Here is a 13,449-nt window from a genome sequence, read left to right as displayed (position 1 = left end):
ATACTTAATTTTCTGAGTTTTCGCTATCATTAAAGATCTTAATTGGGTTAGAATCTTCAGTTAAAGTTACGATAGCTTTTCTACGACGAGCAGTCTTACCAGTATAACGACCAACTCTCTTTTCTTTTCCACGTACGTTCATGATGTTAACTTTTTTAACTTTTACATCAAAAATTTCTTCAATAGCATTACGTACTTGGGTTTTAGTAGCAGATACAAGCACATCAAAAGTGTACTTGTTATCATCCATTAAGTTCATGGATTTTTCGGTTACTACAGGGCGTAAGATGATATCGTGTGCATCCATTATGCCAATACCTCCTCAATTCTCTTAATAGCGTCTTGAGTCAATACTAAAGTATCGTAGTTAACCGCATCTACAACGTTTAAGCCATTAACAGGAACTACTTTAACCTTAGGAAGGTTCTTTCCTGATAATTGAACGTTCTTGTCATCAGATACAACTAACACCTTACCATTAATATTTGCGCTATCTAAAACAGCTTTCAAATCTTTAGTCTTAGGTGCAGCTAAAGTTAATTGATCAAGAACAACTAATTCATTGTCAGCAACTTTTTGAGAAAGAACTGACTTCATAGCTAAGCGACGTGCCTTACGAGGCATGTTCATCTTGTATGAACGTGGAGTAGGGCCGAATACAACACCACCACCACGCCATTGTGGAGCTCTAATAGAACCTTGACGAGCACGACCAGTACCCTTTTGTCTCCAAGGTTTTCTACCACCACCGCGAACAGCAGATCTATTCTTTACAGCGGAAGTACCTTGGCGCTTACCAGCTCTTTGTCTAATGATTGCGTCAAAAACAACAGCTTCATTAGGTTCAATTCCGAAGATTTCTTCATTTAAATCAACGTTACCAGTAGCTTTTCCTTTTTGATCGATAACTTGCATATTAGCCATTATAGTCCTCCTTCCTATTTAGCAGCTTTAACAGCAGACTTAACAACAATTAATGAGTTCTTTGCACCAGGAACGTTACCTTTAATAAGTAATACATTCTTTTCTGGAACAACTTTTTCGATTACTAAATTTTGTACAGTGACTGTCTTGCCACCCATACGTCCAGGTAACTTCTTACCCTTTGGTACACGGTTAATAATAGATCCCATTGAACCTGGAACTCTGTGATAACGTGAACCGTGGGTTTCAGGACCTCTTGATTGACCCCAACGTTTAATGTTACCTTGAGTACCATGACCCTTTGAAGTTCCAGTAACGTCAACTACGTCACCTTCACTAAATGAGTCCACCTTGATTTCTGAGCCGACTTCATAGTCCTTAAGCTCTACATCGCGGATTTCTCGAATGAAGCGCTTAGGTGAAGTCTTTGCCTTTGCAGCATGACCTTTGGCTGGCTTGTTACTCAATACTTCACGCTTGTCTTGGTAACCTACTTGAACTGCTTCGTAACCATCTGATTCATTTGTTTTAACTTGTAAAACAACGTTAGGGGTTGCTTCAATAACAGTTACAGGAACCAATACACCGTCTTTAGTGAAGACTTGAGTCATACCGACCTTTCTTCCTAAGATTCCTTTGGTCATGATTACACCTCCATTTAATTTTAATACTATAATTTAATCTCGATATCGACACCACTTGGAAGATCAAGCTTCATTAATGAATCCACAGTCTTAGGTGTTGGATTCAAAATGTCGATTAAACGCTTGTGCGTACGAATTTCAAATTGTTCACGTGAATCCTTGTTCTTGTGTGGTGAACGTAAAACTGTGAACAAAGTTCTTTCAGTAGGCAATGGAACTGGACCTGAAATTTCTGCACCAGTTCTTTGCGCAGTAGCTACAATCTTTGCAGCTGATTCATCGAGAATACCATGTTCGTAAGACTTTAATCTAATACGAATTTGTTGACTTGCCATCTAATTTACCTCCTCGTCTTCTTTATGAAAGATGACTAGCTCGGCAAAAATTACCGACTCACCACTGTGGCAATGCAGCCGGGTGTGCCGCAACCTTTTGCGTCAAAGCTTACTTGTGTCTCCATTTAGAATTTTCTAAATGCACGATTTCTATTGTACTTGGTAAATCTATAAATATCAAGGCTTTTAAAAAATAATTTTTATTTTAATAAAAAAAGTTATTGAGAAAATTCTCAATAACTTTTTAAATTATTCAGCACTATTGCCGCCACGTTCCTTAATAATCTTTTCTTGGATTGATTTTGGAGTTGGAGCATAGTGGTCAAATACCATTGTAAATGTACCACGTCCTTGAGTTGATGAACGTAAAGTAGTTGCATAACCAAACATTTCTGAAAGTGGAACAAATGAGTTAATTACCTTAGCACCAGCTCTGTCTTCCATACCTTCCATAGTACCACGACGTGCAGTAACAGATCCCATTACATCTCCTAAGTATTCTTCAGGAGTAGTTACTTGAACCTTCATAATTGGTTCTAAGACTACTGCACCAGCCTTACCAGCAGCATTCTTCAATGCAAGAGATGCAGCAACCTTGAAGGCAGCTTCAGATGAGTCAACTTCGTGGTAACTACCATCATAAAGTTTTGCCTTAACATCGATCAATGGGTAACCTGCAAGAACACCATTCTTCATTGCTTCTTGTAAACCTTGGTCAACAGAAGGAATAAATTCACGCGGAACAACACCACCAACGATAGCGTCTTCGAATTCGTAACCTTTACCTTCTTCATTTGGAGTAAATTCTACCCAAACGTCACCATATTGACCTTTACCACCAGATTGACGAACGAATTTACCTTGAGCTTTAGCTGGCTTAGTGAAAGTTTCACGGTAAGCAACTTGTGGTTCACCAATAGTTGCTTCAACGTTAAATTCACGTTTCATACGTTCAACCATGATGTCTAAGTGTAATTCACCCATTCCTGAAATTAAAGTTTGACCAGTTTCTGGGTTAGTTTCTGCACGGAAAGTTGGGTCTTCTTCAGTAAGCTTTTGTAAAGCTACATCCATCTTATCACGGTCAGCCTTTGATTTTGGTTCAACAGATACTTGGATAACTGGATCTGGAACTTGTAAACTTTCCAATACTAATGGGTGATCAGGATCAGTTAAAGAATCACCAGTAGTAGTATTCTTCAAACCAATAGCACCAGCAATATCACCAGAGAAAATTTCTGGAATTTCAGTTCTTGAGTTAGCGTGCATTTGAAGTAAACGACCTACACGTTCACGTGAGTTCTTAGAAGCGTTTAAAACATAAGAACCTGATTGTAAAGTACCAGTATAAACACGAATGAATGTTAAACGTCCTACAAATGGGTCAGTAGCAATCTTAAATGCTAATGCAGCAAATGGCTTTTTATCGTCAGCCATTAATTCTACTTCTTCACCAGTCTTAGGATCATGAGCAACATAAGGTTTAACATCAATAGGTGATGGTAAGTAATCAACAACACCATCAAGCATCATTTGAACACCCTTGTTTTTAAATGCAGAACCTGCATAAACTGGGAAGAACTTCAAGTCTAAAGTAGCTTTACGAATAGCCTTCTTTAATTCTTCATTTGAGATTTCTTCACCACCAAGGTATTTTTCCATGATGTCGTCATCTACATCTGCTACTGCTTCAATTAATTCAGCACGACGCTTTTCTGCTTCTTCTTTGTATTCATCTGGAACTGGAATAGTTTCCCATTCTGATCCTGTCTTATCTTCATCGTATACATCTGCAACCATGTCGATTAAGTCAATAACACCTTCAAAAGTGTCTGCTGATCCAATTGGCATTTGTACTGCATGTGCATTGGCTCTTAAACGTTCGTGTAAAGATTTAACAGATTTATCAAAATCAGCACCAATTTTATCCATCTTATTGATGAAAACAATACGAGGAACACCATAAGTATCTGCTTGACGCCAAACATTTTCAGTTTGTGGTTCTACACCAGCTTGAGCATCAAGAACAGTTACAGCACCGTCCAAAACACGAAGTGAACGTTCTACTTCGATAGTAAAGTCAACGTGTCCTGGGGTATCGATAATGTTAACACGGTAATCTTTCCATTGAGCAGTAGTAGCTGCAGAAGTAATAGTAATACCACGTTCTTTTTCTTCTTCCATCCAGTCCATTTGTGAATCACCTTCGTGAGTTTCACCAATTTTGTGGATTTTACCAGTGTAGTATAAGATACGTTCAGTTGTTGTTGTCTTACCAGCATCGATGTGAGCCATGATACCGATATTACGTGTTTTTTCCAAAGGGAATTCACGTTTGTTAGCCATAAAAATTATCTCCTTAAAAAACTAACTCATCCAATTAGAAGCGGTAGTGTGCAAATGCACGGTTAGCTTCTGCCATTCTATGAACATCTTCACGCTTCTTAACTGCAGAACCTGTATTGTTTGCAGCATCCATAATTTCATTTGCAAGACGTTCATCCATAGTATGTTCATTACGTAAACGTGCGTAAGAAACAATCCATCTTAATCCAAGAGTAGTTCTTCTTTCAGGACGAACTTCAACTGGGATTTGGTAGTTAGAACCACCAATACGACGAGCCTTAACTTCTAAAACTGGCATAACGTTGTTCATTGCTTCTTCAAATACTTCAACTGGTTCTTTTCCAGTCTTATCTTGGATAATATCAAAAGCATCGTAAAGAATTGATGAAGCTTTGGCCTTCTTACCATCAATCATTAAGTGGTTTACTAATTTAGTAACCAATTTAGAGTTGTAAACTGGATCTGCTAAAACATCTCTCTTAGCAACTTTACCTTTTCTAGGCATTCGAAATTCCTCCTATTAGTCCTTCTTTGCACCGTACTTAGAGCGGCTTTGCTTTCTACCATCAACACCTGCAGTATCTAAAGCACCACGAACGATGTGGTAACGTACCCCTGGAAGGTCCTTTACACGTCCACCACGAATTAATACAACAGAGTGTTCTTGTAAGTTGTGGCCTACACCTGGAATGTAAGCAGTAACTTCAAACATGTTAGAAAGACGAACACGAGCATACTTACGTAAAGCTGAGTTAGGCTTCTTAGGTGTCATAGTACCTACACGAGTTGCAACTCCACGCATTTGAGGAGCTGGATTGTAGTTTAATTTCTTCTTCATGCTGTTGTAAGCGTAATTCAAAGCTGGTGAATTTGATTTAGTCGTCTTTGAGTGACGGCCTTTTCTAACCAATTGGTTAATTGTTGGCATTAAATTTTCCTCCTAAAATATTTGTTCACACATCCGGGAGTTTCTTTTTCACCTCACGGACATCATAATTTATATGCACAAGTGATAGTTTAACTCGAATTTAGAATCTGGTCAACATTAAAAAACATTTTTTTGCGTAATACTTTAAGGGTGATTAAAATTAATCTCTTAATATTTATATTTAGTTTTTTTGGTTATTGGTGTTGCCACTTAACCCTTAAGTCTTTTAATATGACACATTTTTCCTTTCAATCAATTTGTTTGCTCTATAGTTTATTAGTCTACCTTACACTAAATATTTTTTCACTTGACTTTTACTCAATGATTTTCTTATTTTTCTTTCTCTTAATTAGCTTTGAAGATTTTTGGTCTAGTTCCTTTTCTACTATTTATTTACTTCCTCTTCTTTTTTCTACCTTTTTTTCTCCTTCAAGTGCTTTTAAAAACTTTTTAGAAACAGATTATTTAATCATTTTATTTATTATTTTAATTTTTTCTACTCTGACTTTACGAAATAAACTTGGGCTTGGAGATATTATAATTTTTATTATTCTTTTCTTAGGTCTCGGAATTGAAAGTACTCTCTGGTTAATTTTAATCGCATGTTTACTTTTTATTATCTGGTACCTCTTTACAAAAATTACTTCACCACTTCCTTTTTTACCCTTTATCTATTTGTCCTATCTAACTTGTCTTTTAGTTTAAGCTGTTAAGCAATCCCGAAACGAAAAACCGCCAATATATCAAGGTTTTATAAAACCAAGAATATTGACGGTTTTCTAATCTAAGAGTTTTTAGGCTCTATCTTATTATTTATTTTCAGTTGTGGCTTCTGGAGATTTCACTTTATCTTCTGCAGCCATTTTCTTTTCTAGATCTGAAATTGAGTAAACTTTACTTTCCACATCTTTTGGAACATCAACTTTTGGTTCCATTTCACGATATACTGGCATTCCAGTACCAGCTGGAATAATTTTACCAATAATAACGTTTTCTTTAAGACCAAGAAGTGGATCATTTTTACCACGAATTGATGCATCAGTAAGCACACGAGTAGTTTCTTGGAATGAAGCAGCTGATAAGAAACTATTAGTTTCCAAAGCAGCTTTAGTAATACCGAGAATTACACTTTGTGCTGTAGCAGGAATACCACCAGAAATAATTACTTCCTTATTTCTTTCCTTAAATTCACCAATATCCATTAATTCACCTGGTAAAATATCTGTCTCACCTGGATCAAGAATGCGAACTTTTTGAAGCATTTGACGTGCCATTACTTCAACGTGTTTATCAGCAACTTCTACCCCTTGCATTCTGTAGGCTTTTTGAATTTCGCTAAGAATGTATTTTTCAGTAGTTAAAGAATCACATACACGGATTAATTCCTTTGGATCAATTGATCCTAAAGTTAATTTTTCTCCACGTTCAACATGATCTCCTTCGCTAACTGCGATTGAAGCAGTGTAAGGTACATCGTAAGTTCTAGTATCAGTTTCACCTTTAACAGTAACTTGACGAGTATGTTCTGCAGGATCTTCTTCAATTGAAACCACTTCACCAGTTACTTCGGAAATTGTAGCACGACCCTTAGGATTACGTGCTTCAAACAATTCTTGCACACGAGGAAGACCTTGGGTAATGTCGGCACCACCTGCAACCCCACCATTGTGGAAGTTACGCATAGTTAATTGAGTACCTGGTTCACCAATAGATTGAGCAGCAACTGTTCCGACTGCTTCACCTACTTCAACTGCTTCACCAGTAGCCAAGTTCATACCGTAGCACTTTTTACATACCCCATGTTGAGTGTTGCAAGTAAAGACTGAACGGATAGTTACTTCTGTTACTCCAGCATCGACAATCTTTTGTGCCATATCTTCGTCCATCATTTCATTTGCCTTGCAAATTACTTCTTTAGTTTCTGGATTAATGACACTTTTAGCAGTATAACGACCAACCAAACGATCAAATAATGGTTCAATCATTTCATCGCCTTCTCTGATTGCGCGAACAGTAATTCCACGATCAGTACCACAATCTTCTTCACGAACAATTACATCTTGTGCAACATCAACCAAACGACGAGTTAAGTAACCTGAGTTAGCAGTCTTCAAAGCAGTATCAGTCATACCCTTACGAGCACCGTGAGTGGACATGAACATTTCCAACACAGATAAACCTTCACGGAAGTTTGAAGTAACAGGAATTTCCATCATTCCTCCGTTAGGTGCGGCCATCAAACCACGCATACCTGCTAACTGAGTAAAGTTAGAAATGTTACCACGAGCTCCAGAATCAGCCATGACAGTGATTGGATTACGTGGAGCATGAATTTGAGCAATTTCTTGTTGAACAATATCTTTACAATTATTCCAAATGTTAATTACTCGATCATGTCTTTCTTCATCAGTAATCAAGCCTCGACGATATTGCTTAGAGACAACAGCAACTTTCTTTCTAGCTTCTGCTACAATGTCGTCTTTATCAGTAATTGTAGGAATATCTTCTACCCCAATCGTTAAACCAGAAATAGTACAGATAGTATATCCTAATTGTTCCAAATCATCTAAGTAATCAGAAGTTCTTTGAACCTTGTAATCCTTATAAATTTGAGCGATTGAATCTGATAAAAATCCTTTCTTAAAGGCTTGACCTAATTTCATGTTGTTCAATTTTTCATGAATATCTTCACCTGGTTGCAAGAAGTATCTTTCATCAAGTGGATTAGTCAAGTTTTCTTGAGTTGGATCATTTACATAGAAGAAGTCCTTAGGGAAAATTTGGTTAAATAAAAGCTTCCCATAAGTAGTTACGAAGATTCCGTGTTCATAACCCTTTGGCCATGGCTTTTCAGGCATTGAATCAGCCGCTAAACCAATACGAGTATGATAGTGAATATCACCATTTACATAAGCCATGGTTGCTTCAGCTGGGGAATTAAAAATCATTCCTTCACCTTCACGACCACGTTCTACTTGGGTTAACCAGTAGTTACCAAGAACGATATCCTGTGATGGAGTTACAATTGGCTTCCCATCTTTAGGAGCTAAGATATGGTGAGCAGCAAGCATTAATAATCTTGATTCAGCTACTGCTTCATCTGACAATGGAACGTGAATCGCCATCTGATCTCCATCAAAGTCGGCATTATATGCTTCACAAACTAATGGGTGTAATCTAATTGCTTTACCTGGTACTAAAACTGGTTCAAATGCTTGGATACCTAAACGGTGAAGAGTAGGTGCACGGTTTAAAAGAACTGGTCTTTCCTTGATAACATCTTCTAAAATATCCCAGATGTCATCATCTTCACGATCAATTTTACGTTTAGCATTCTTAATGTTTGATGCTAATCCACGCTTTACTAATTCATGCATTACAAATGGCTTGAATAATTCAAGAGCCATTGGACGAGGAACACCACATTGGTAAAGTTTCAATGTTGGTGAAACATCGATAACAGAACGACCTGAGTAATCAACACGTTTACCAAGTAAGTTCTGACGGAAACGTCCTTGTTTACCCTTCAACATATGAGAAAGAGACTTCAATGGACGGTTACCTGGTCCAACAACAGGACGACCACGACGACCGTTGTCAATTAAAGCATCAACTGCTTCTTGAAGCATTCTCTTTTCATTTTGAACGATAATGTGAGGGGCATTCAAGTCTAACAATCTCTTCAAACGATTATTTCTGTTAATGACACGTCTGTAAAGATCATTTAAATCAGAAACCGCAAAGCGTCCACCATCTAATTGAACCATTGGACGAAGATCTGGTGGAATAACTGGAAGACAATCTAAAATCATCCAAGATGGTTTATTTCCTGATAGTCTAAAGGCATCTAAAATATCCAAACGTCTAATTGCACGAGTTCTCTTTTGACCTTGTGCAGTTTTTAATTCTTCTTTTAGATCTTTAACTTCTTTTTCAATATCAACTTGTTCAAGCAATTCTTGAATGGCTTCAGCACCCATTTTAGCTGTAAATCGTTTACCATATTTTGCTTTCTTTTCACGGTATTCAGCATCAGTTAAAAGTTGCTTGTATTCTAAATCAGTATCACCAGGATCAATTACAATATAAGCTGCAAAATAAATTACTTCTTCCAATGATCTTGGAGACATATCTAAAACTAATCCCATTCTTGATGGAATACCCTTGAAGTACCAAATATGAGATACAGGAGCGGCCAATTCAATATGACCCATTCTTTCTCTTCTAACTTTAGAAGAAGTTACTTCAACTCCACAACGATCACATACAATTCCACGGTAACGTACACCCTTGTACTTTCCACAAGCACAAGACCAGTCTTTAGTTGGTCCAAAGATTCTTTCATCGAATAGACCATCTTTTTCTGGTTTCAAAGTACGGTAGTTGATAGTTTCAGGTTTTTTAACTTCTCCGTAAGACCAACTTCTGATCTTATTTGGTGAAGCCAAACCAATTTGCATACTTTCAAACTTATTTACGTCGATCAAAAGTTTAACCTCCTATATTACTTAGAAACCTTATCATCGGATGCACTAGAAGCATCATCATTAGCTATTTTAGAAGTATCTGCTTCTTTTTCTTCTTTTTTAGCTGCTTGTTCAGCTAAATTTTTCTTCTCTTGTTTTTGGGCCATTTCAGAAAGTTTATCAATACTGATATGTTCATCAGACTCTGTGTCCATATCACGTAATTCAATTTCCTTGTGGTTCATATCCAAAACTTCAATATCTAATCCAAGAGATTGTAATTCTTTAACTAAAACTCTGAATGATTCTGGTACACCAGGTTTAGGAATTCTTTCACCTTTAACAATTGCTTCATAAGCTTTAACACGTCCTACAACGTCATCAGACTTGTAAGTTAAGATTTCTTGTAAAGTGTAAGCAGCACCATATGCTTCAAGTGCCCAAACTTCCATTTCACCAAAACGCTGTCCACCAAATTGTGCCTTACCACCAAGTGGTTGTTGAGTAACTAAGGAGTATGGCCCAATTGAACGTGCGTGGATCTTGTCATCAACCATGTGAGCTAACTTCAAGTAGTACATGATACCAACAGAGACTCTGTTGTGGAATGGTTCACCAGTTCGACCATCATATAAAACAGTCTTTCCATCTTTGCCAAGTCCTGCTTGACGTACCATTTCCCACATGTCACTTTCAGAAGCCCCATCAAATACTGGTGTAGCAATGTGAATACCCAATTGTTTAGCAGCCATTCCAAGGTGAAGCTCAAGAACCTGTCCGATGTTCATACGTGATGGCACACCCATTGGGTTCAAACAAATATCAACTGGTCTACCATCTGGTAAATATGGCATATCTTCTTCAGGACAAACTAAAGCAATAGTACCTTTGTTACCATGACGTCCAGCAACTTTATCCCCAACCTGAAGCTTACGCTTTTGAACAATGTATACACGAACCATTTCATTTACACCAGGTGGTAGTTCATCGCCTGCGGCACGTGTAAATACTTGAACATTTTGCACAATTCCGCCGCCACCATGTGGTACACGAAGAGAAGTATCACGAACTTCACGAGCCTTTTCACCAAAGATTGCGTGAAGTAATCTTTCTTCAGCAGATAATTCAGTTACACCTTTAGGTGTTACTTTACCTACTAAAATATCTCCATCTTTTACTTCTGCACCAATACGGACAATACCATTTTCATCTAAGTCCTTAAGTGCACTTTCACCAGCATTTGGAATTTCACGAGTGATTTCTTCTGGTCCGAGCTTAGTATCACGAGCTTCTGATTCATAGTCTTCAATGTGAATTGAAGTGTAGACATCATCTTTGACTAATTTTTCAGAAATCATAACCGCATCTTCATAGTTGTACATGTTCCAAGTAGTGAAGGCAATAACTGGGTTTTGACCTAAAGCTAGTTCTCCTTTTTCCATTGAAGGACCATCAGCGATAACTTCGCCAGCAACTACTTCTTTACCCTTGTAAACATTTGGTGTTTGGTTGTAGTTCTTACTTGCATTAGAACGACGATATTTTTCAAGAACATACTTATCTAAAGTTTGATCATCACGTCTAATTCTAATTTCATTTGCATCTACATATTCAACTACACCAGGTGCAGTAGCTAAAACAGCATCCCCTGAATCGTGGGCTGCACGGTATTCCATACCAGTACCTACAAGTGGTGCATGTGGATTAATCAAAGGTACAGCTTGACGTTGGTGGTTAGCACCCATCAAAGCACGGTTTGAGTCATCGTTTTCAAGGAAAGGAATACATGCAGAAGTTACAGAAACTACTTGCTTAGGAATAACATCCATGTAATCAATCTTGTCTGGTGAAACTTCGATGTTATCTTCTTTGTGACGAGCCAAAACAACTTTTTCTTTAAATGAACCATCTGGATTTAAAGGAGAGTTTGCACTGGCAATAATGTAGTTATCTTCAACATCAGCAGTTAAATAATCGATCTTATCAGTTACTTTATGAGTATCCCATGAAACACGACGGTAAGGAGTTTCCACAAAACCATATTTATTAACAATAGCATAAGTTGCCAATGAGTTAATCAAACCAATGTTAGGACCTTCAGGTGTTTCAATAGGACAAAGACGACCATAGTGCGTGTAGTGCACATCACGAACCTCATAACCCGCACGATCGCGTGACAAACCACCAGGTCCTAAAGCTGACATACGACGCTTGTGAGTTAACTCACCTAATGGGTTAGTTTGATCCATAAATTGAGAAAGTTGTGAAGAACCAAAGAATTCTTTTACTGACGCAACTACTGGACGAATGTTAATTAATTGTTGTGGAGTAACAGTGGAAATATCTTGAATAGACATTCTTTCACGTACTACACGTTCCATTCTAGCTAAACCAATTCTAAATTGATTTTGAAGTAATTCACCTACACGACGAATACGACGATTACCTAAGTGGTCAATATCATCTGTTACTCCAATTTCATCTTGAAGAGCAAAGAAATAGTTGATTGAACTTAAAATGTCAGCTGTAGTTAAACTCTTGACATCATCTGGAATATGACCATTTGAGATCAATTTAACTACTCTATCAGGGTCAACTTTTGAATAAACCTTAATTTCTTGAACAGTTACTGGATCAGTAAGTACCCCTTCTTCAGATGGTTGATAAGTCACCATCTTGAAATCGTCTCGATCAAGGTAAGGAGTAAGTTTTTCCATTACTTCATGAGTAATTACATCACCCTTTTTAGCAATGATTTCACCAGTATCTGGATCAGCTAAAGTTTCAGCTAAAGTTTGTCTTAAAAGACGATTCTTTAATGAAAGTTTTTTGTTAATCTTGTAACGACCAACAGCAGCTAAATCATATCTCTTAGGATCAAAGAAACGTGCAAAGAGAAGTGAACGTGAAGAGTCAGTTGTCTTTGGTTCACCAGGACGTAATCTTTCATAGATATCCTTTAATGCTTCAGCAACACGAGAATCAGCTGGATTCTTGTGAATATCTTTTTCTAGAGTGAAACGAAGAGAATCATTATCACCAAAAATATCTAAAATTTCATCATTAGAGCCAAAACCTAATGCACGAATTAAAACTGTAAGAGGAAGCTTTCTGGTACGGTCAATACGTACATAAGCTAAATCTTTTGAGTCGGTTTCGTACTCTAACCATGCACCACGGTTAGGAATAACAGTTGCTCCAAAAATTTCTCGACCATTTTTGTCGAAATCAGAATTGTAGTAAACACCTGGTGATCTAACTAACTGTGAAACGATAACTCTTTCAGCACCATTAATAACAAAAGTACCTGAATCAGTCATTAATGGAAATTCTCCAAAGAAAACATCTTGGGTTTTTATTTCACCAGTTTCATGGTTAGTCAATTTTAAAGTTACATGAAGTGGTGCAGAGTAATTAGCATCATGATCACGTGCTTCTTCAAGAGTATATTTAGGTTTTAAAAGTTTGTAGTCTACAAATTCAAGAGAAAGCTTTCCTGAAAAATCTGAAATTGGCATAATGTCCGCAAACATTTCGCTAATTCCTTCATCAAGAAACCACTTGTAAGATTGAGTTTGTACATCGGTCAAGTTAGGCAATTTCAAAACTTCTTTGATACGTGAGAAACTGCGACGTGTACGATGTTGACCATAGTTCACAGCGTGTCCTAACAAAGCAAACATCCTTTCCAAATCCATCTAGAAATAAATATTACATTTATGTTACATTTTGCAAAAAAGAGAAATTTAAGTATAAAAAAACAAAAACAACGCAGAAGTCGTTTTTGTTTTATTATTTTACCGGAC

At 37.2% G+C, this 13,449-nt stretch carries 9 protein-coding genes; all 9 read right to left on the bottom strand.

Annotated features, from left to right (window positions below; all coding sequences use genetic code 11):
* Positions 1–4: 4 nt before the first annotated feature.
* Complete coding sequence (gene rplW, locus FP433_RS01500) at positions 5–307, bottom strand: 50S ribosomal protein L23 (protein WP_265483509.1); 303 nt, start codon at positions 305–307, stop codon at positions 5–7.
* Positions 307–924, bottom strand: coding sequence for a 50S ribosomal protein L4 (gene rplD / locus FP433_RS01495; RefSeq protein WP_265483511.1), 618 nt, complete (start codon positions 922–924; stop codon positions 307–309). The genes rplW and rplD overlap by 1 nt, the downstream gene beginning before the upstream one ends.
* A 14-nt stretch (positions 925–938) precedes the next feature.
* Positions 939–1,568, bottom strand: a complete 630-nt coding sequence (rplC, locus tag FP433_RS01490) for a 50S ribosomal protein L3 (protein WP_265483512.1) — start codon at positions 1,566–1,568, stop codon at positions 939–941.
* 26 nt (positions 1,569–1,594) lie between these two features.
* Positions 1,595–1,903 (bottom strand): 30S ribosomal protein S10, encoded by a 309-nt coding sequence (gene rpsJ / locus FP433_RS01485; protein WP_008469934.1) that lies wholly within the window; start codon positions 1,901–1,903, stop codon positions 1,595–1,597.
* 249 nt (positions 1,904–2,152) lie between these two features.
* A complete protein-coding gene (gene fusA / locus FP433_RS01480) occupies positions 2,153–4,249 on the bottom strand; it encodes an elongation factor G (protein WP_265483514.1) in 2,097 nt (698 codons plus the stop codon).
* Between the two features lie 34 nt (positions 4,250–4,283).
* Positions 4,284–4,754, bottom strand: coding sequence for a 30S ribosomal protein S7 (rpsG, locus tag FP433_RS01475; RefSeq protein ID WP_265483515.1), 471 nt, complete (start codon positions 4,752–4,754; stop codon positions 4,284–4,286).
* A 15-nt stretch (positions 4,755–4,769) separates the two neighbouring features.
* Complete coding sequence (gene rpsL, locus FP433_RS01470) at positions 4,770–5,177, bottom strand: 30S ribosomal protein S12 (RefSeq protein ID WP_265483516.1); 408 nt, start codon at positions 5,175–5,177, stop codon at positions 4,770–4,772.
* Positions 5,178–5,986: 809 nt separating this feature from the next.
* Positions 5,987–9,664 carry a DNA-directed RNA polymerase subunit beta' gene (gene rpoC / locus FP433_RS01465; RefSeq protein ID WP_265486884.1) on the bottom strand — a complete coding sequence of 1,226 codons (3,678 nt, stop codon included), beginning with the start codon at positions 9,662–9,664 and terminating at the stop codon, positions 5,987–5,989.
* 17 nt (positions 9,665–9,681) lie between these two features.
* The gene (locus tag FP433_RS01460; RefSeq protein ID WP_265483519.1) at positions 9,682–13,326 is read right to left on the bottom strand and encodes a DNA-directed RNA polymerase subunit beta; all 3,645 of its coding nucleotides are present in this window, start codon (positions 13,324–13,326) and stop codon (positions 9,682–9,684) included.
* Positions 13,327–13,449: the final 123 nt, after the last annotated feature.

It is taken from the genome of Lactobacillus sp. PV012, assembly GCF_014522325.1.
In the GTDB taxonomy this organism is placed as follows: Bacteria; Bacillota; Bacilli; order Lactobacillales; family Lactobacillaceae; genus Lactobacillus.
This window is presented reverse-complemented; position numbering and strand designations above follow the sequence as displayed.